Origin of the sequence: Leeuwenhoekiella marinoflava DSM 3653 (genome assembly GCF_900129005.1) — a bacterium.
In the GTDB taxonomy this organism is placed as follows: Bacteria; Bacteroidota; Bacteroidia; order Flavobacteriales; family Flavobacteriaceae; genus Leeuwenhoekiella; species Leeuwenhoekiella marinoflava.
Genome location: NZ_FQUN01000004.1, coordinates 105,383 through 124,714 on the forward strand (window position 1 = coordinate 105,383; position 19,332 = coordinate 124,714).

Below are 19,332 nucleotides of genomic sequence, written 5' to 3' on the forward strand. Positions count from 1 at the left end.
AATAAACAAATATTCAGATTATACGCTTAGCTTTTTTATTGTAAAATCAAAAGTGGCACCTTTGTGTTCTTCACTGCTTACGCTAATAATTCCACCCAAAGAATGAACTAAATTACGCACGGTAGAAAGACCTATACCATTACCTTTTTTGCCTTTATTGTCTGTTTCTGAAGCTGTACTGAATAAATCAAATATGCTTTCTATTTTATTCTGTGGAATGCCTCTTCCGTTATCTGAAACCTGAATGTAATAATACGCGTGGTCTTCTACGCAATTAATGTTTATGATTCCGGTGTCTTTGTCATTATACTTAAGACTGTTTGTGATAAGATTCAGCAGTATCTGATTTAAAGCTGACCTATTGGTTTGTATTTCGATGCCATTTTCAGGCAAATTGATGATATAATCTTCGTTTATGTTCAGTAAATCAATAATTTCTTCCAAAAGATCGTGCAGATCGAATACTTCCAGATTTTGCACGGTGAGTGCTTCGCTTTCGTAATAAGAAAGTAAATTATCTATATAGTCGCTCAGTGAAAATGAAGATTGCTTTAGATAAGAAAGGTAATTTATGCCTTGCTCGTCAAGACTAGGGGAATACTTTGCTTTTAAAATATCTGTAGTAACAATCATATTTGCAAGAGGCATTTTCATATCATGAGACACGGTACCCGCAAATTTTCTCAATTGTTCATTTTTTTTCTGAAGTAAGCTTTCTACCTCTCGCAGTTGAAGATTACTTTTACGCAACTCAAATAAACTTTCTACTTGGGATGCCAAATCTTTTAAAGATGCAAGTTGAGATTTTGAGAGCGTTTTAGGTTGATGATCTATGATACATAGCGTACCAATAGCATTCCCTTTTTTAGTAAGTAACGGAACTCCTGCGTAAAAAATAACCGGATAGTCTGAAGTGAGCAACGGATTGTTTTTAAACCTTGTATCTAATCGAGAATCTGGGATAATAGTAATTTCTTTAGGCTGAAGTATGGCGTGCGCACAAAATGAAATGTCACGTTCTGTATCGCAAATATCCCAACCTGTTTTTGATTTAAACCATTGTTGGTCAGAATCTATCAGCGAGATTACAGCGATTGGTACTTCGCAAATAGCCGAAGCAAGTCTTGTAATGATATCAAAATTAGGATCGGTTTCTGTGTGCATCAGCTTTAATTGCCGAAGTTCTAGTAATCGATCTTGTTCATTTATAGGTTTGGCTGGTATTTGCATATTTAATTTAGGAGTCTTGATAAAGATTAGTGCTTGAGAGGTTAAGTTTGCACCTTTAATCTTTATTTCTAAGTAAAGAGGTATTGTCTTTATCGAGAATAAATGTACTAAATAATAGTATAAATGCTACTTAATGATTTAAAATAAATCGTTCTCAAAAGCGCTCAAGCCAAACAGTGCAAAATCATATTTCACAGGATCTTCAGCATCTAGTTTTCTCAACTGTTTATCAAGTTCAGCAAGTGCTAAAGCATCATTCTGATTACGCTTTAAAAGACCTAGATCACGAGCAACTCTGCCTGAATGTACATCTAACGGACAAGATAGTACTGCAGCCGGAATTTGATTCCAAATTCCAAAATCTACTCCTGCAGTATTGGGTCTTACCATCCACCTTAAAAACATATTGATGCGTTTTGCAGCAGATTTTTTTGAAGGGTCGCTTACGTGTTTTTGAGTACGTCGTAAATGTTCTATTTCAAAAAAAAGCTTTTTAAACTCAGTTATAGCAGGCTGTAAGGAGTTTTTTGATTTGTATTTTGAAAATATTTCTTCAAGTCCGCCATGGTTCAAATAAATATTTTTCAAACTTTTAATAAAAGTAATGAGGTCAATACCATTGAAAGTACGGTGAACAAAATTTTGTAAATAATCAAGATCATCTTCCGAGTGATTGATTACAAAGTCATACGGATTCTCCTCTAAAAGATTTATCAGTTTATTGCCATTAGTAATAATGCTTTTGCGATTTCCCCAAGCAATTGTGGCAACCAGAAAGCCTATAATTTCAATATCTTCTTTTTTAGAAAACTGATGTGGAATTTGGATAGGGTCTGTACCTATAAATTTTGGGCTTTCGTATAAAGCCGCTTTTTCATCTAGAAATTCTTTAAGCTGTGTTTTGTTGAGCTTAAGCGACGATTTTGCCATCTACCATGCTTAGTTTGCGATCTGCCATTGCAGCAAGATCTTCATTATGCGTCACAATTACAAAAGTTTGATTGTAGGTGTCGCGTAGTTTAAAAAAGAGTTTGTGTAGGTTTTCTGCAGATTCACTATCTAAATTTCCAGAAGGTTCATCGGCTAAAATAAGCGCCGGTTCATTAATTAAAGATCGTGCTACAGCAACACGTTGTTGCTCACCTCCAGATAATTCTCCGGGTTTGTGGTTGATGCGGTGATCAAGCCCCAGAAAGCCTAATAATTCTTTAGCCTTGGTTTCTGCTTCAGCTTTGCTTTTTTTAGCTATAAAAGCTGGGATGCATACATTCTCCAAAGCTGTAAATTCTGGCAAAAGCTGATGAAACTGAAAAATAAAACCAATATTGAGGTTTCTAAATTTACTGAGTTCTTTTTCGCTTAATGAGGTAATAAGCGTATCATTAATGCTTAAGCTGGTATTGGGTTTTTTGTCTGCGCGATCTAGAGTTCCTAAAATTTGTAAGAGTGTGGTTTTACCTGCGCCGCTGGCACCTACAACAGACACTACCTCTCCACTTTTTATCTCTAAATCAACTCCTTTCAGCACTTCTACAGAACCGTAGGATTTATAAATATTTTCAGCTTTAATCATCGTTTTTCTAAAATCAGTGTGGGTTGATATTCGGGTTTAAATAAATTTTAAAAGTCATTAAACTCTAATAGCGTTATTATACAAAGGCTGGTATTTTTTCGTAAGATAAACAACAATTTTTCGACTAGCTTGTTGCATTTCAATCTTAAGAAAAATCAGCTTTGATAATCAGTTTTCAAAGATAAGACAGTGTGAAAGATTAAAGCTAATGCAGATGGATTTTGTCATTTTGTTTAACGATTTGATGAAATGTATTAACAAAAGGTTAAACTAACCTTTAAACTAGTATCAGGTTATATATTTGTTATGATGAGTGAGAATTTAGAAAAAGCTACATTCGCTAATGGTTGTTTTTGGTGTTCCGAAGCAGTTTTTCAGCGTTTTAAAGGAATTTATAATGTGAAGAGTGGTTATACGGGGGGATTTATTAAAAATCCGCCATATCGCGAAGTGTGTCAGGGGAGAACCGGTCATGCTGAAGGAATACAGTTTGACTACGATCCAAGTGTTATTTCGTATCAAGAGTTGCTTCAGGTATTTTTTACCACGCACGATCCTACAACTTTAAACCGTCAAGGTAATGATGTAGGGACACAATATAGAAGCGCTATCTTTTACCATACCGAAGAACAAAAACAAAAAGCTGAAAATTTCATCAAGTATCTGGATTCTGAGCAGGTTTTTGATTCTAAAATTGTCACAGAAGTGACCGAAGCAAAACCATTTTATCTGGCAGAAGAAGAGCACGATTCTTATTATAACAAGAATAAAATGCAGGGTTATTGCCAGTTTATTATAAATCCTAAAGTGAATAAAATTAAGCAACTTTACCGAAATAAACTTCAGGAGGTTTATTTATAGAAAATACAGTTTATGAGGCCATATAGAGAATTTGAAGAATACAATATCGAGGTTCAGGAAGGTATAAAAGATCGTTATAAATCAATTATTGCAGATCTTGGTGAAGATGTAAATCGCGAAGGAATTGTAAAAACGCCAGAGCGTGCAGCTAAAGCGATGATGTATCTTACCAGTGGTTATGATGTAGATGCAAGTGAAATCTTGAGCGGTGCGATGTTTAAAGAAGATTATAATGAGATGGTAATCGTAAAGAATATAGAGTTGTATTCTTTATGTGAACATCATCTGTTACCTTTTTTTGGGAAAGCACACATAGCCTATATCCCTAACGGTCATATTGTAGGATTAAGTAAATTGCCTCGTGTGGTAGATGTTTTTTCACGCAGATTACAGGTGCAAGAGCGTTTAACACATGATATTTTAGAGTGTATCAATAATACATTGAAGCCACAAGGTGTAGCGGTTGTTATTGAAGCTTCACATATGTGTATGATGATGCGCGGCGTTCAAAAACAAAATTCTACAACAACTACATCTGGGTTTAGAGGACAGTTTGAGCACAATGAAACGCGTAATGAGTTTTTAAAGCTTATTGGTTCAGATTTAAGTTAGTTTGGCAAGTTATTTGCTTATCTTTAAATGTCTATCCAACTATTAATCATATTGGGGAGATTATTGAATTTGAGAATAGTCTCAGTGTTTCAATAGTGATTAAAACAATTTCAGATGAAAACATTAAATTATAATTTATTATTTAAGGGTGTTCTTTTTGATTTGATTGGAATGCTTTCTATGGCGATACCTGTTGTAGGTCCTTTTTTAGATCTCGCTTGGGCGCCCTATGCTGCAAAACAAATGGGTGAAATGTATCCCGGCAGAAATGGTAAAATTGCTTCAATAATAGTATTTATAGAAGAGATACTTCCATTTACAGATATAATCCCGTCATTCACTTTAATGTGGATTTATACTTATTTAATGAGCTCGCAACCTGAAAGGAATACTCGAGTTATTCCAATTCGTATTAACGATTAAAAAAACAAAAAAAGGATGCTAATTAGTATCCTTTTTTTTTTTGTTTTTCTTAATCTCTAAGAATCAAAATTTAAAATTCTCCTACGGATGTTTTATGGCATTTTTCATCCACAGCATAGCTTCTTCTTTAGTACCAAATATTCTGAATGTCTTTTTTTTGAAAAACTCTCCTTCAATTTTAGCGTTGCTTTTACATATTTCAGAAAAAGAAACTATGGCAAATACTTTAAGGTTATCTACTTTGTTTAAGTTTATATTAATAAGTGGGTTAATGCTGTGCCCATGTTCCCTTATTGAAATATATCCGAATGGCTTTTGATTGAAATAATCTAGACATACATCTAAGAAAATTTGACGTTCCTTTTGATCAAAATCTATATGGATATATAGCCTATGGTAAACGATTCGTGTAATTCAAGAATACCGATATTTAAATCTAATTGAGAGCAAGAAGAAGTTGAGTATATAAGATGAGCAAAAAAAAAGTCGCCAACTGGCGACTTTTAAGTTCTGTTTAATTTTGATTTAAGATTGAGCAGAATTTTCAGTCTTCTCAATTCTAATTGTCAATTCATCTTTACCTTCTTCAATATCCATAAAGATATTATCGCCTTCACTTACCTTAGAAGTTATAATCTCTTCCGCTAGGGCATCTTCAATATATTTTTGAATAGCTCTCTTAAGAGGTCTTGCACCGTATTCCTTATCAAAACCTTTATCGCTGATAAAGTCTTTCGCTTTATCACTAAGTTCTAGGTGGTAACCCAGAGACTCAATACGTTGATACAGTTTTTTAAGCTCGATATCAATAATTAGGTGAATTTCTTTGCGATCTAGTGCGTTGAATACAACAACATCATCTACACGGTTCAAAAATTCTGGAGCGAAAGCCTTTTTAAGGGCTTGTTGAATCACGCCTTTAGCGTTATCATCTGCTTGTTGTTGACGCGCAGCGGTACCAAAACCAACTCCCTGACCAAAATCCTTCAGTTTACGTGCACCAATATTTGATGTCATAATAATCACGGTGTTTCTAAAGTCAATTTTTCGGCCTAAAGAATCTGTGATATAGCCGTCATCAAGAACCTGAAGCAGCATATTGAAAACATCTGGATGTGCTTTTTCGATCTCATCTAATAAGATAACTGAATAGGGCTTTCTTCTTACTTTTTCAGTAAGCTGACCACCTTCTTCATAACCTACGTATCCCGGAGGTGCGCCAATTAAGCGAGAAATGGCAAATTTTTCCATATACTCACTCATATCAATACGAACAAGTGAATCTTCGTTGTCAAATAATTCGGTAGCTAAAATCTTTGCAAGCTGCGTTTTACCAACACCAGTCTGACCTAAAAAGATAAACGAACCAATTGGTTTATGCGGATCTTTAAGTCCGGCGCGATTACGCTGAATTGCTTTAGCAACTTTTGCAACAGCTTCATCCTGACCAATAACCTTAGCTTTTATAGATTTAGGTAATTCAGCAAGCTTGTTGCTTTCGGTTTTCGCAATTCTATTAACTGGAATTCCAGACATCATAGAAACAACGTCAGCAACATTATCTTCTGATACCGTTTCTTTATGTTGTTTAGAATCTTCTTCCCAGTTTTGTTGCGCAACTGCTAATTCCTTTTCAATATTTTTCTCATCATCACGCAGTTTTGCAGCCTCTTCATATTTCTGTTTTTTAACAACAGAATTTTTACGCTCACGTACTTCTTCAAGTTGACGTTCCAGATCTAAAATCTTTTTAGGAACATCAATATTTATGATATGCACACGAGAACCTGCCTCATCTAAAGCATCAATTGCCTTGTCTGGAAGAAAACGATCTGTAATGTATCTGCTGGTAAGCGTAACACAAGCTTTTATAGCTTCTGGTGTGTATTCTACATTATGGTGATCTTCATATTTATCCTTGATGTTATTAAGGATCTCAATGGTTTCTTCTTCATTGGTAGGTTCAACAATTACCTTTTGAAAGCGACGCTCTAAAGCACCATCTTTTTCGATATATTGTCTGTATTCATCAAGCGTAGTAGCCCCAATACATTGTATCTCGCCACGTGCTAGTGCCGGTTTAAACATATTACTCGCGTCTAGCGAACCTGTAGCGCCACCTGCACCTACAATAGTATGAATCTCATCTATAAAAAGTATGATGTCAGAATTCTTTTCTAATTCATTCATCACAGCTTTCATACGCTCTTCAAATTGGCCGCGATATTTAGTGCCTGCAACAAGACTTGCAAGGTCTAAAGTTACCACCCGCTTATCAAAAAGAATACGCGAAACTTTACGTTTAACAATGCGTAAGGCAAGGCCTTCTGCAATTGCAGATTTACCTACACCAGGCTCCCCTATAAGCAAAGGATTGTTCTTTTTACGTCTACTCAATATTTGAGAAACACGCTCTATTTCTTTCTCACGGCCTACAACCGGATCCAATTTATCTTCTTCAGCCATAGCTGTAAGATCTCGACCAAAATTGTCTAACACCGGAGTTTTAGATTTTTTATTCGATTTATTTCCGGGAGTATTAAAAGGATTTTCCTTAGAAGAATCTGCAGTGCCGTCGTCTTCACTAAACGACTCACTTTTAATGGGCTCTATATAATCGTCATCACTAGTCATCATAAGCTTAAATTGATCTTTTACATTGTCATAATCTACTTTGAGTTTGTTGAGCAACTTGGTTGTTGGATCGTTCTCGTTGCGTAAAACACAAAGTAAAAGATGCGCTGTGTTAATAGAAGAACTTTGAAAAAGTTTAGCTTCTAAAAAAGTGGTTTTTAAGGCACGTTCTGCCTGCCTTGTAAGATGTAAATTCTTTTTGTCATTGCTAGCCAGACCAGAACCGGGATTTGCCGGACTTAAGATTTCTACCTTGCGTCTTAAGTGACTTAGGTCTACATCTAAAGCTTGTAAAATCTCGATAGCTTTGCCGCTTCCGTCACGAAGAAGTCCTAACATTAAATGTTCGGTTCCTATAAAATCATGACCTAATCGTAAAGCTTCTTCTTTACTAAAGGCTATTACATCTTTAACTCTTGGGGAAAAATTATCATCCATAAACGCTCCAATCTTTTTCTTAGATTTTTAAATAGAATAATTCAAAAACCATTCCGTTCATAACTTTGTAAGTAAATTGACAAAATTACTTTCAAAGACACAATGGAAGTTAAGCATACTTATTAAAAACCAAAATTTATTTTTGTTAATAAAAAGCGGTAGGTGGCTAAAGGTGAAATACCGAAAACACACGAGAAAAACGTATATTGCCCCTTACTGTTTAAACCAATTATTTAAAGATAAATACATATGGCTGAAGGAGAGAAGTTAATTCCTATCAACATTGAAGATGAAATGAAATCAGCCTACATTGATTATTCAATGTCGGTCATCGTGTCACGTGCGCTACCAGATGTACGTGACGGTTTAAAACCTGTACACAGACGTGTTTTATTTGGAATGCACGAATTAGGTGTTCGCTCGAATACTGCTCATAAAAAGTCAGCAAGAATCGTTGGGGAAGTATTGGGGAAGTATCACCCACACGGGGATACTTCTGTATACGACACGATGGTACGTATGGCTCAGGAATGGAGTTTGCGATATATGCTTGTAGATGGTCAGGGTAACTTTGGTTCTGTAGATGGTGATAGCCCTGCGGCTATGCGATATACAGAGGCGCGTATGCGTAAGATTTCTGAAGAGATGCTTGCGGATATAGATAAAGATACTGTAGATCATACTTTAAACTTTGATGATACTTTAAAAGAACCTACCGTATTACCTACGCGTATTCCGGGACTTTTAGTAAATGGAGCATCGGGTATTGCTGTGGGTATGGCTACCAATATGCCGCCTCATAACCTTACGGAAGTTATTAATGGCATCACTGCTTATATTGAAAATAACGACATCGAGATAGACGAATTGATGCAGCATGTGACTGCACCAGATTTTCCTACTGGTGGGACTATTTATGGTTACGAGGGTGTGCGTGAGGCATTTAAGACCGGTCGTGGTCGTGTGGTGCTTAGAGCTAAAGCGATTATTGAAGAGGTTAAAGGGAGAGAATGTATAATCGTGAGTGAGATTCCATATCAGGTGAATAAAGCCGATATGATTAAGAAGACAGCTGATCTTGTAAATGATAAGAAAATAGAAGGTATAGCCTCTATACGTGATGAGTCTGACCGTAACGGTATGCGTATCGTTTATGTTCTTAAGCGTGATGCTATTCCTAATATTGTTCTCAATACTTTATATAAATATACTGCTTTACAATCTTCGTTTAGTGTAAATAACATTGCTCTTGTAAAAGGTCGTCCGCAGATGTTGAATCTTAAGGATATGATTCATCATTTTGTAGAACACCGCCACGAGGTTGTTGTGAGACGTACTGAATATGAGTTGAAGAAAGCAGAAGATAGAGCTCATATACTAGAAGGACTTATCATCGCTTCAGATAATATAGATGAAGTAATCGCCTTAATTCGATCAAGTAGCAATGCTGAAGAAGCGCGAAATAAATTAATTGAGCGTTTTGAATTGAGTGAGATACAAGCTCGTGCTATTGTTGAAATGCGTTTACGACAGCTTACCGGTCTTGAACAAGACAAGTTGCGTGAAGAGTATGATGGCATTATGAAGCTTATAGAGGAACTCAAAGATATTTTAGCGCGTAAAGAGCGCAGAATGGAAATCATTCAGGAAGAATTACAAGAAATCAAAGCTAAATATGGTGATGAGCGTCGTACCAGTATAGATATTGCAGGTGGAGATGTAAGCATCACAGACTTGATTCCTGATGAGAAAGTTGTTCTTACTATTTCACATGCGGGATATGTTAAGCGAACTTCGTTAATGGAGTATAAAACTCAAAATAGAGGTGGAGTTGGTCAAAAAGGCTCAACAACACGTAATGAAGATTTCTTAGAGCACTTATTTGTAGGTACAAACCATCAGTACCTTATCTTCTTTACTCAAAAAGGAAAATGTTTCTGGATTCGCGTATTTGAAATACCCGAAGGAAGTAAAACATCAAAAGGTAGAGCAATTCAGAATCTAATAAATATAGAGCCAGACGATAAAGTGAAAGCTTTCATCTGTACAAATGACTTGAAAGATGAAGAGTACACTAACAGTCATTATGTCATTATGGCTACCAAGAAAGGGCAGGTTAAGAAAACTTCTCTGGAACAATACTCAAGACCTCGTACAAATGGTATCAATGCGATAACTATTAAAGATGGTGATGAGTTACTTGCTGCTAAACTTACAACAGGAGATAGTCAAGTGATGCTAGCGGTTAAATCTGGTAAAGCTATTCGTTTTGAAGAAGAGAAGACCAGACCGATGGGTAGAAACGCATCTGGTGTGCGTGGCATAACTCTTGAGGATGATAATGATGAAGTGATAGGAATGGTAGCTGTGAATGATTCAGAGTCTAATGTTCTCGTTGTTTCAGAAAATGGTTATGGTAAGCGTTCTCTTGTTGAAGATTATAGAGTTACGAACCGTGGAGGTAAAGGAGTTAAAACAATTTCTATTACTGAAAAAACCGGAAATCTAGTTGCAATTAATAATGTGACAGATGAAGATGATTTGATGATCATCAATAAATCTGGTATCGCAATTAGAATGGCAGTTTCAGAATTAAGAGTTATGGGGCGTGCAACACAAGGTGTTCGTTTAATTAATCTTAAGAATGGAGATACCATTGCAGCAGTTACTAAAGTCAAGAAAGATGAAGATGATATCGAAGTTGATGAAGACGGAGAAGTAATTGTAAAAAGTACTGAGAATACAGACAATCCAAATATTGAAAAACCTTCTTCTGACGAGGAAGAATAATTAAAGTCGAATATAAATTTAACAAATAATGAAAACTAAATCTTTATTGCTTGCGGCACTATCGTTTAGCGCTGTTACTTTTGCGCAGAAAAGAGAGATAAAATCTGCCGAAAAAACAGTCGAATCTGGTAGTTATGCCGAGGCACAAACTGAAATTAATGGTCTTGAAAGTATGATGGGCCAAATGGATGAGAAAGAAAAAGAATACTACTATTTTGTAAAAGGTAGAGCATATTTAGGAGCAGAAGAGAATAAAAATGCTGATGATCTCCTTAAAGCGATGGAAGCTTTTTCAAAAGTTAGCGAATTCAATGATGGTGGTAAATATGGTGAGGAAGCTTTAACTTATAAGCAAACTGCTATGAACGCTGTTATTTCTTCTGCAGTAGATGATCAGAATGCTCAAAAATATGATGCAGCAGCTACTAAATTATATACACTTTACACGTTAACACCTAAGGATACGTCTTACCTTTATTTTGCAGCTTCTAACGCTGTTAACGGTCAGAACTTTGATACGGCATTAGACTACTACGGTCAATTAAAAGATTTAGGGTATACGGGTATCGAGACTAAATACACTGCTAAGAATAAAGAAAGTGGTGAAGTAGAGAGTTTTCCTTCTGAACAACAAAGAGATTTATTTGTAAAATCTGGTACCCACGAAGATCCTAAAACTGAAGTTACGGAGTCTCGTTCTGGTGAAATCGCAAAAAACATCGCCCTAATTTATATCCAAGAAGGTAAAAATGAAGAAGCTTTAGATGCAATTAAAGACGCGTTAGCAGAAAACCCTGATGATGATGCCTTATTGCGTTCTGCTGCTGATGTATACTTGAAAATGGGTATGACTGATGAGTATGAAGCTACTTTGAATAAGGTAATCGCTAAAGACCCTAACAATCCTGGTCTTTATTTCAACTTAGGTGTTGGTGCTGCAGATTCTGGTAACACAGAGAAGGCTTTAGGATATTATAAAAAAGCTCTAGAAATTGACCCTAACTATTCAGGTGCGAACTTAAACATAGCTGCATTAATGTTAGGTCAGGATAAAGAGATTATTGAGCAAATGAACTCTTTAGGAAACACTAAAGCAGATAATAAGAAGTACGAAGAACTTAAAGATAAGCGTTTGCAGCTTTATAAAGATGCTGTTCCTTATTTAGAAAAAGCAACTTCTGGGGAAACTCCAAATATCGAAGCTGTACGTACCTTATATAACATCCATGTTCAGTTAGGTAATGATGAGGAAGCTAAAGAATACAAAACTAAATTAGATGCTATGCAAGGCTAATAATTAGTTTAATAGCTTAAAATTTAAAAAGTCCGATTCAATGTTGAATCGGACTTTTTTTATGTTTGAAGTTTTAAAAGAATCTATTCTGTTCTTTCATACTTTTCCATATAGCGTTTCCAAAGTTCGGTTTGATGTGATTCAAGACTGATGCTTCTTCCGTTTATGAAGGCGTATGTAATATTGTTACCCATCATTTCTAAAGCGTTTCCGGTGCTTACAAAAAGTGTAGCATCTTTACCAGCTTCAAGTGTTCCCAATTTATCGCCTAGACCTAAAATAGTTGCTGGATTCTTTGTGATAAGTTGTAAGGCATCTTCAAAACTTAAACCGTGTGCAGTTGTTTGTCCGGCATAAAACGGAATGTTACGCGATTGCCAGTATTCACCACTATTACCTAAGGCTACTGTAACGCCTGCGTCAACTAATGTTTTAGCCATTTTAAATGAAATGTCATAAGCGTCATCTTCAGCTTCAGGAAGGCTGTGTACACGAGCTAAAATCACAGGGACATCAGCTGTTGCGATTTGATCGGCAACTTTGTATGCGCGGTAGGCACCAACTAAAACCACTTTATTCAAATTCATTTCTTTTTTGAATTTCAATACATCTAAAATTTCCTTTTCAGAATCTACATGCACATAAAGGTTTTGTGTTCCCTCTAAAACATCTTGCATTGCTGCAAACGGTAAGTTTTTAATAGAAGCATCACCAGATTTATAAGCAGTAGACTGCACCATAAAATCTTTCAACTCGGTGATGTCTGATGCATACTTTTTATTAGGGCTATAACCGGGGTCTTCACCTAACCACCAGCGACCACGACTGTAGCTGTTTGGCCAGTTAAGGTGAATACCATCCCCTCTTTTAACCGCAGCATCTTCCCAATTCCATGCATCTAATTGTACAACTGAAGATTCTCCGGAAATTGTTCCTCCTTGAGGGACAGCTTGCGCGATAAGCACTCCGTTAGGACGCATACTTTCAACAACCTTAGATTCTGCATTGTATGCAACGATAGCTTCGATATGTGGATTGTATTCGCCAATCTCGTCTTGATCTTCAGTAGCCCGTACCGCAGAAATTTCAACAAGACCTAATGTGGTATCAGGAGCTATAAAACCCGGGTAAACGTGTTGCCCGTCTATTTTTATGATTTCACCTTTTAAAGGGCGTTTTGTAGTCGTCGCATCATAAACACCTGTAATCTTTCCGTCGGTGATAAAAATGAGACTGTTTTCTATTACTTTACCATTACCTATGTGAGCGAAACCTCCGGTAAGCGTGATGTCTCCCCTTTGTTTAGGAGCTGGTGTTTGTTGTGCTTGCAGGCTAAAAGCTGCAAATAAGAACAGTATATATAGTTTTTGAGTTGTTTTCATAATCAGTTTAAGGTTTCTAATGTGTCACAATCTAAACGCTGTTTTTCTTCTTTTTTGGCAGGCTGCGTTTTTAAACCTTTGTTTTTAGCACCAAGCATCATCGTGGTCAATGTGTTCTTTTTCTCTGCTACTTCTTGCTTCAGTTCTTTGTCTTTCTCAATATCAAAATAAACAATACCTTCAACTAAAGTCTTCTCAGCTACAGCGCTTACAGACATTGGATGCGTAGACCATAGAACAAGATCTGCGTCTTTACCTTCTTTGATACTACCGGTGCGACCATCAATATGCAGCATTTTTGCTGGATTTAGTGTAACAAATTTCCAAGCTTCTTCTTCAGGTACGCCGCCATACTTCATTGTTTTTGCAGCTTCCTGATTCAATCTGCGACTCATTTCTGCGTCATCACTATTAATTCCTGTTAAGACACCTTGACTCCACATAATAGCAGCATTATAAGGTATCGCGTCATTTACTTCATATTTGTAAGCCCACCAATCACTAAACGTAGAACCGGCAACGCCATGCTCTGCCATTTTATCTGCAACTTTATAGCCTTCGAGAATGTGTGTAAACGTGTTGATTCTAAAATCAAAACTATCAGCAACTTTCATCAACATATTGATCTCACTTTGAACGTAAGAATGCGAGGTGATAAAGCGTTCTGCATTTAAGATTTCTGATAATGTTTCCAGCTCATAATCTTTACGGAAAGCTTCTCCACTGCTTTTCTTAGTTTGGTATTCTCGAGCCCGTTGAAAATAGTCTGTAAACATTTGTTGAACTCCCATTCGGGTCTGCGGAAATCTGCTATAGCTTCCCCAATTGGATTGTTTTACATTTTCACCTAAAGCAAATTTGATAAACTTGGCTTCGTCTAAAACCATTTCATCAATACTAGAACCCCATTTGAGCTTCATTACCGCAGATTGACCGCCTATTGGGTTGGCAGAACCATGAAGTAATTGTACGGTTGTAACACCGCCCGCAAGATCCCTGTAGATGTCTAAATCGTCAGGATTTACAGCATCTTTCATACGAACTTCAGCTGAAGAGTTTTGACCGGACTCATTAATTGAAAACGCAGCGATATGCGAATGTTCATCTATAATTCCGCTGGTTAAATGTTTTCCGGTTGCGTCAACGACCATAGCGCCACCGGCACTAAGATCTTTACCAACTTTTGTGATTTTACCATTTTTGACCAAAACATCTGTTTCTTCAAGAATACCTGCTTCTTCATTGGTCCAAACTGTAGCATTTTTAAATAGAATAGGTTGAGCTTTTGGTTTTTCTTCATAACCGTAAGCAACATTAGGATAGGTGAGGGGCATAACAACAGGAGGTATTTCTTCTTTCTCGTCGTCGTCTTTTTCGTCTTCCGTTTCTGAATCGGCTTTTTTAGTAGCTGTAAAAGTGGTTTCTGTTCCATTAGGAAGAATGGCTTTTCCGCTCCAGGGGGAAGTAGCGCTTGCTTGAGTGATGATGCGCGTGTATTCTTTTGCTTCGGAATCTGTTCCGGTAATCATAACATTCAACCATCCGTCAGCATAACTAATTTTAGAGCCTAATTTTGTGTCACCGCTTTTTACGGTTACCGAAGGTTTTTCGGTAGATTTAGAAATAGTCATCTCATAGGTTTTGCCGCTTAGGTTTAAGGTATAGCTTCCATCAATATCAATAACTGAAGCATCTTTAATGATGTTTTGAGAACCTTGAACCCAGTTTTCATAAACTATAGATTCTTCATCAAATAGATTTCCTGAAGTTATCAGGAGGTTTGCCCAAGCTCCTTGTTTTAAAGCTCCCAGAACGTCAGATTTCCCCAATAACTCAGCGGGTACAGTCGTTAATGCTTTTAAAGCTGTTTCTTCTTTTAAGCCATATTTAAATGCTTTGCGAAGCATTGGGAATAAATCATCTGGAGATTTAAGGTCATTTGTTGTAATTGCAAACTTCAATCCGGCATCTTGTAGTTTTGCAGGATTTGTAGGTTCTTGATTCCATTCAAGCATTTGGCTTAAACTAACATAATCTGCCTGATACGGGTCTTCTACATCATAAGCATCTTGAAAATTCACTGGGATAATATAAGAAGCTTCAGTAGCTTTAACTTCGTCTATGCGCTTGTACTCGTCACCACCACCTACGATGATAAACGGAACTCCGGTTTCTTTAGAAAGGCTGGCAATGCGCAAATCATCATAAAGGCCGTCGCCCACAAAGATCTGCGGCAGATCCATATTTGCGTTTAAAGCCTCGAGTGAAAGGTCACGTGTATCTACATTTCCTTTTGCATACCAATCTGCATCTACAAAGACCTGTCTTATAAGTGCTGTAGCTCCCATAATAGAACCTGGATACGATTGTGGCGACAAGTTGCTTTTATCAAAAGAAAAGAATTGAGCAGAGCGGGTGTCTATCAAACGCTCTGCTGTATTCCCGTCAGAATTTAAAGCTACAAGAATACCATTACCTCGTGCAAGCCCATCTGCTTTGTGCGAACTCACAACGCCAAAACCAGCTTTCAATAAATCTTCAGCGGCTTTGCTGTCGTATTCAAAATCATTCAGTGCATTTGTTTCAGCACGTATGTGGTCATTCCAGTAATAACCATCACGTGTCGGTTCGTATTGTGGACTGCGACCGCCACCTTGTCTTTTAGGAACTTCAATCCCAAAGGTGGAATATAGTTCTACAAATGATGGGTAAATGTGTTTGTCTTGAAGATCAATTACAACCGCATTTTTAGGTGCTTTTACAGATTTGCCTATCGAAACTATTTTGCCGTCTTTAATAAGAAGGCTTCCATCTTTAATAGTTTCTCCCGGAGAAGGATGCAAAGTTGCATTGTTGAAGAGTGTGTAGTTGGTGTTGATGGTTTTTACTCCATCATTTACCGGAAAATATTCTTGTGCTGAAACCAAACAGAACATGAATAATAACCATCCGGTGCAGAATAGTTTTTTGTTCATAATTTAACTTAATTTAAGAGTTTCTTCTAAATTAAGCGTTGGTCTGATTCTTTAAGGCTTTATAAGGGAAATTAGGATATTTTTAACGCTTAGAGGACTTGAGAATTTCCTTTGAAGTAGTTTACAAGTAAGGCCACAACATAGCTATAGCTCTGCATACCGGCAGGTTGATTGTTTGCCTTGAGATAACCGCCGTAAAATTTGGCTAAAAGTGGCTCTAAAGGATTTTGGTATTCAATCCAAAAATCTCTGGACTGCCGATAGTTTGCAATGATACCTGGTCGTATGTTTTTGGTGAGTAATTCGCCGGCATTTGGATTACGAACATACACGTCGTTTAAACAATAACGCAAAGCGAAAATACAACCCGAATATTGAAAATAGGGGTTGGGATTATTGGTAGTTGCCATTACTGCTATAAAGTTGGCTTCATTTTCCTTAGCAAATCCCAGTTGATGTGCTTCTTCGTGGCAACTCACTAAAGGCCAGCGATGAGCTGGTAAAAGTCCGTTTACTTGCCCTTCTTGGGAAATAGGATTGAGGTATCCGCCAAAACCCATATAGCTTAACGGAAGTCTAAAAAGGGAATTCTTAATGCTCTTAGGTGCGTAGTCTAACTTCGGGAAGTTGTTTTCCACGATTGCATACCCATTAGGCGTTTCTTTAAAAATTTCATTTAAAGTGTATGGAAATTCTACAGGCAGGCTGTCGTTTTCTTGTAGTTCCAGATGTAGTGTGTTAGATCTTTTGATGAGTCGTTGGGTAAGACTTATCAATTCTTCAGTGGTGTATTCTTTATCTAAATCCAGTGCCTGATGCAAAGGAAGGCGGTAATAATTTAAGCCCCAAAGCAAATGAAAACTGAAGTAAATAATGTTAGCAAAAAGAAGTCCTTCGGTTAGAAATTGAATTCCATTTCTGAAGCGTTTGTTGAACAATTTTATAACAGAAACAATGAGGTAGATTATGAGCACGGCATACATCACATCTCCAAAGGAAAACGGAATCCAACCCAGTACATACCGAAATAGTTTGGACGAATACTGGTAAAAACCATTGCTGTAATACGTTTCAATAAACTGCGGGAATTGGGCTACAACTTTTAAGCCTACTATTTGCAAGAGAAGCAGACCTGTGTAAAGAAGCAGTTTTTTGAGTTTCATATATTTTCTAATAAACCTGAGATTCGGCGACTACTTCTTCGTTTGTAATACTCAAATGACCGGGTAATTTGTTGTCTTTTGGTAAAACAGCCAGATATCTGTCAAAGTTAGAGGTGTAAACGAGTTTAAATTGAGGTTTGATTTTTAAATCAAGTTTTGCAATGATCTCGTTTATAAATTCTTGATGATGAATCAGGTCATTGCTTCCTAAATGAAAAATGCCAAAACACTTTCTGTTGATGATATAATGAATTTGCTGCCCCAGCTTTCGGTCTGTGGTGGTATTCATAATTAAATGCGGAAAAACTTCAACTTGTTCCTGAAGTAAAACTGCATTTTTAATCTGTCGAATCCGCGGAGAGTTTACTCCAAAAACCATCGGCAACCTGATGATTGCATAGTGTTCTTCCGGTAGGAAATTGAGGAAAAAGTTTTCACAGCGTATTTTTAATTTACCATATTTACTTTCAGAAAGGGTTTTGTCAAGCTCATAACTGGGGTAATTGGTAAAGGCATCAAATACATTAGCTGAAGACAAATAGATCACAAAAATACCGGTGCGCTGTGCAAAATCACACAAATCTTCATGAGCTTCTACCTGACCTTCAAAATCTCCTCTTAATGCTGAAATAACCAAAGTAGGTCTTACCTGATTCAACACTTCATAAATACTGTCTTGCGTGACATCAAAATGAATAAAATGCCGGTTGTCTGAATAAATCTTGCCGGTATGATACGTGCCATAGGTATCGTAGTACCGGTGTAATTCTTTATACAAGGCACCACCCAAGAAACCACTGGCTCCCAGAATTAATATTCTATGTGTATTTTGAGTAGGGATAAAATTTCAGTTTTTAGCCTTTATAAAAAGGCAGTTTTACAACTTTAGCCGGGATGCTTTTATTGCGCACTTTGATGAAAATCTCAGTATCAACCTTTGCTAAATCTCTTTTGACGTAACCCAGGCCAATACCTTTCGATAAGGAAGGAGACATTGTTCCGGAAGTGACTATGCCAATAACTGTATCATTTGCATCTGCGATCTCATAACCGTGACGTGGAATACCGCGTTCGGTCAATTCAAAACCAATTAACTTGCGTTCAGGTCCGTTTTCTTTTTGAGTTTTTAAAGCATCACTGTTTACAAAGTCTTTGGTGAATTTAGTAATCCATCCCAGACCCGCTTCGATAGGAGATGTGGTATCATCTATGTCATTTCCATACAAACAATATCCCATTTCCAGACGCAAGGTGTCGCGCGCAGCAAGACCTATAGGTTTGATTCCGAAATCCTTTCCTGCTTCAAAAACTTTTGCCCATAATTGTTCTGCATGGTCGTTGTGGCAATAGATTTCAAAACCGCCGCTTCCCGTATAGCCGGTTGCGCTGATGATCACGTGATCTATACCGGCAAAAGGGGCTACTTCAAAATTGTAGAATTTTATAGCAGAAAGATCGGTTTCTGTTAGCGACTGCATCGCTTCAATTGCCTTTGGTCCTTGAATAGCCAACAGCGAAAAATCATCAGAGATGTTCTTAAGCTCAACGCCAAATTCGTTATGGCTGCTGATCCACTCCCAGTCTTTTTCAATATTAGAAGCGTTAACTACCAATAAATATTCGTTTTCACGAATGTGATAAACGATAAGATCGTCTACAATTCCACCTTCATTATTGGGTAAGCAGTTGTATTGTGCGCCACCTATTTTTAATTTAGATACGTCATTGCTACACACTTTTTGAAGCAAATCGAGTGCTTTCTCGCCAATTGCCAGGAATTCGCCCATATGCGAGACGTCAAAAACCCCGACGCCGTTGCGCACGGTTTCGTGTTCAGCATTTACGCCTTCATAAGAAACAGGCATATTGTAACCGGCAAACGGAACCATTTTAGCTCCAAGATCTTCGTGTATTTTAGTAAGTGCAGTAGCTTTCATCTGTGATTTTTTAAGAGCAC

The 19,332-nt window shown here is 37.1% G+C and carries 14 protein-coding genes; 5 read left to right on the top strand and 9 right to left on the bottom strand.

The window, feature by feature from the left end; genetic code table 11:
* Nucleotides 1-18: 18 nt before the first annotated feature.
* From BUB91_RS02630 to BUB91_RS02640, 3 genes are all read right to left on the bottom strand, one after another.
* A complete protein-coding gene (locus BUB91_RS02630) occupies nucleotides 19-1,230 on the bottom strand; it encodes a sensor histidine kinase (protein WP_073096603.1) in 1,212 nt (403 codons plus the stop codon).
* Between the two features lie 138 nt (nucleotides 1,231-1,368).
* The gene (locus BUB91_RS02635; RefSeq protein WP_073096606.1) at nucleotides 1,369-2,160 is read right to left on the bottom strand and encodes a TIGR02757 family protein; all 792 of its coding nucleotides are present in this window, start codon (nucleotides 2,158-2,160) and stop codon (nucleotides 1,369-1,371) included.
* Nucleotides 2,141-2,803 (bottom strand): ABC transporter ATP-binding protein, encoded by a 663-nt coding sequence (locus BUB91_RS02640; RefSeq protein ID WP_073096611.1) that lies wholly within the window; start codon nucleotides 2,801-2,803, stop codon nucleotides 2,141-2,143. The genes BUB91_RS02635 and BUB91_RS02640 overlap by 20 nt, the downstream gene beginning before the upstream one ends.
* Nucleotides 2,804-3,109: 306 nt before the next feature.
* Here BUB91_RS02640 and msrA point away from each other — a divergent pair, with 306 nt between their 5' ends.
* The 3 genes from msrA (at nucleotide 3,110) to BUB91_RS02655 (ending at nucleotide 4,699) form a co-directional block, all read left to right on the top strand.
* On the top strand, nucleotides 3,110-3,664 hold the full coding sequence (msrA, locus tag BUB91_RS02645) for a peptide-methionine (S)-S-oxide reductase MsrA (protein WP_394342896.1): 555 nt from the start codon (nucleotides 3,110-3,112) through the stop codon (nucleotides 3,662-3,664).
* Nucleotides 3,665-3,676: 12 nt separating this feature from the next.
* Complete coding sequence (folE, locus tag BUB91_RS02650) at nucleotides 3,677-4,276, top strand: GTP cyclohydrolase I FolE (RefSeq protein ID WP_073096617.1); 600 nt, start codon at nucleotides 3,677-3,679, stop codon at nucleotides 4,274-4,276.
* A gap of 114 nt (nucleotides 4,277-4,390) precedes the next feature.
* The gene (locus BUB91_RS02655) at nucleotides 4,391-4,699 is read left to right on the top strand and encodes a hypothetical protein (RefSeq protein WP_073096619.1); all 309 of its coding nucleotides are present in this window, start codon (nucleotides 4,391-4,393) and stop codon (nucleotides 4,697-4,699) included.
* 525 nt (nucleotides 4,700-5,224) lie between these two features.
* Here BUB91_RS02655 and BUB91_RS02660 read toward each other — a convergent pair.
* Nucleotides 5,225-7,771, bottom strand: a complete 2,547-nt coding sequence (locus tag BUB91_RS02660) for an ATP-dependent Clp protease ATP-binding subunit (protein WP_073096622.1) — start codon at nucleotides 7,769-7,771, stop codon at nucleotides 5,225-5,227.
* Between the two features lie 249 nt (nucleotides 7,772-8,020).
* On the opposite strand from BUB91_RS02660, the gene gyrA reads away from it, so the two are divergent.
* Together gyrA and BUB91_RS02670 are read left to right on the top strand one after the other, a co-directional pair.
* Nucleotides 8,021-10,561 (top strand): DNA gyrase subunit A, encoded by a 2,541-nt coding sequence (gyrA, locus tag BUB91_RS02665; RefSeq protein ID WP_073096625.1) that lies wholly within the window; start codon nucleotides 8,021-8,023, stop codon nucleotides 10,559-10,561.
* Between the two features lie 28 nt (nucleotides 10,562-10,589).
* Entirely contained in the window at nucleotides 10,590-11,855 is a 1,266-nt protein-coding gene (locus BUB91_RS02670) for a tetratricopeptide repeat protein (protein WP_073096628.1), read from the top strand.
* 83 nt (nucleotides 11,856-11,938) lie between these two features.
* Here the strand turns inward: BUB91_RS02670 and BUB91_RS02675 are convergent, their stop codons facing one another.
* The 5 genes from BUB91_RS02675 to gcvT all read right to left on the bottom strand — a co-directional run bounded on the left by BUB91_RS02675 (nucleotide 11,939) and on the right by gcvT (nucleotide 19,312).
* Entirely contained in the window at nucleotides 11,939-13,237 is a 1,299-nt protein-coding gene (locus tag BUB91_RS02675; protein WP_073096631.1) for an amidohydrolase family protein, read from the bottom strand.
* A 2-nt stretch (nucleotides 13,238-13,239) separates the two neighbouring features.
* Nucleotides 13,240-16,212 carry an amidohydrolase family protein gene (locus BUB91_RS02680; RefSeq protein WP_073096634.1) on the bottom strand — a complete coding sequence of 991 codons (2,973 nt, stop codon included), beginning with the start codon at nucleotides 16,210-16,212 and terminating at the stop codon, nucleotides 13,240-13,242.
* An 89-nt stretch (nucleotides 16,213-16,301) separates the two neighbouring features.
* A complete protein-coding gene (locus BUB91_RS02685) occupies nucleotides 16,302-17,375 on the bottom strand; it encodes a DUF3810 domain-containing protein (RefSeq protein ID WP_073096636.1) in 1,074 nt (357 codons plus the stop codon).
* Between the two features lie 7 nt (nucleotides 17,376-17,382).
* Nucleotides 17,383-18,192 (bottom strand): sugar nucleotide-binding protein, encoded by an 810-nt coding sequence (locus BUB91_RS02690; RefSeq protein ID WP_073096639.1) that lies wholly within the window; start codon nucleotides 18,190-18,192, stop codon nucleotides 17,383-17,385.
* Between the two features lie 37 nt (nucleotides 18,193-18,229).
* On the bottom strand, nucleotides 18,230-19,312 hold the full coding sequence (gcvT, locus tag BUB91_RS02695) for a glycine cleavage system aminomethyltransferase GcvT (protein ID WP_073096641.1): 1,083 nt from the start codon (nucleotides 19,310-19,312) through the stop codon (nucleotides 18,230-18,232).
* Between the last annotated feature and the right edge of the window lie 20 nt (nucleotides 19,313-19,332).

Coding starts and splice junctions, on each gene's coding strand:
- folE (WP_073096617.1), top strand. CDS start 3,677: ATGAGGCCATATAGAGAATTTGAAGAATACAATATCGAGGTTCAGGAA.
- BUB91_RS02630 (WP_073096603.1), bottom strand. CDS start 1,230: ATGCAAATACCAGCCAAACCTATAAATGAACAAGATCGATTACTAGAA.
- gcvT (WP_073096641.1), bottom strand. CDS start 19,312: ATGAAAGCTACTGCACTTACTAAAATACACGAAGATCTTGGAGCTAAA.
- gyrA (WP_073096625.1), top strand. CDS start 8,021: ATGGCTGAAGGAGAGAAGTTAATTCCTATCAACATTGAAGATGAAATG.
- BUB91_RS02685 (WP_073096636.1), bottom strand. CDS start 17,375: ATGAAACTCAAAAAACTGCTTCTTTACACAGGTCTGCTTCTCTTGCAA.
- BUB91_RS02675 (WP_073096631.1), bottom strand. CDS start 13,237: ATGAAAACAACTCAAAAACTATATATACTGTTCTTATTTGCAGCTTTT.
- BUB91_RS02670 (WP_073096628.1), top strand. CDS start 10,590: ATGAAAACTAAATCTTTATTGCTTGCGGCACTATCGTTTAGCGCTGTT.
- BUB91_RS02660 (WP_073096622.1), bottom strand. CDS start 7,771: ATGGATGATAATTTTTCCCCAAGAGTTAAAGATGTAATAGCCTTTAGT.
- BUB91_RS02640 (WP_073096611.1), bottom strand. CDS start 2,803: ATGATTAAAGCTGAAAATATTTATAAATCCTACGGTTCTGTAGAAGTG.
- BUB91_RS02635 (WP_073096606.1), bottom strand. CDS start 2,160: ATGGCAAAATCGTCGCTTAAGCTCAACAAAACACAGCTTAAAGAATTT.
- BUB91_RS02655 (WP_073096619.1), top strand. CDS start 4,391: ATGAAAACATTAAATTATAATTTATTATTTAAGGGTGTTCTTTTTGAT.
- BUB91_RS02680 (WP_073096634.1), bottom strand. CDS start 16,212: ATGAACAAAAAACTATTCTGCACCGGATGGTTATTATTCATGTTCTGT.
- msrA (WP_394342896.1), top strand. CDS start 3,110: ATGATGAGTGAGAATTTAGAAAAAGCTACATTCGCTAATGGTTGTTTT.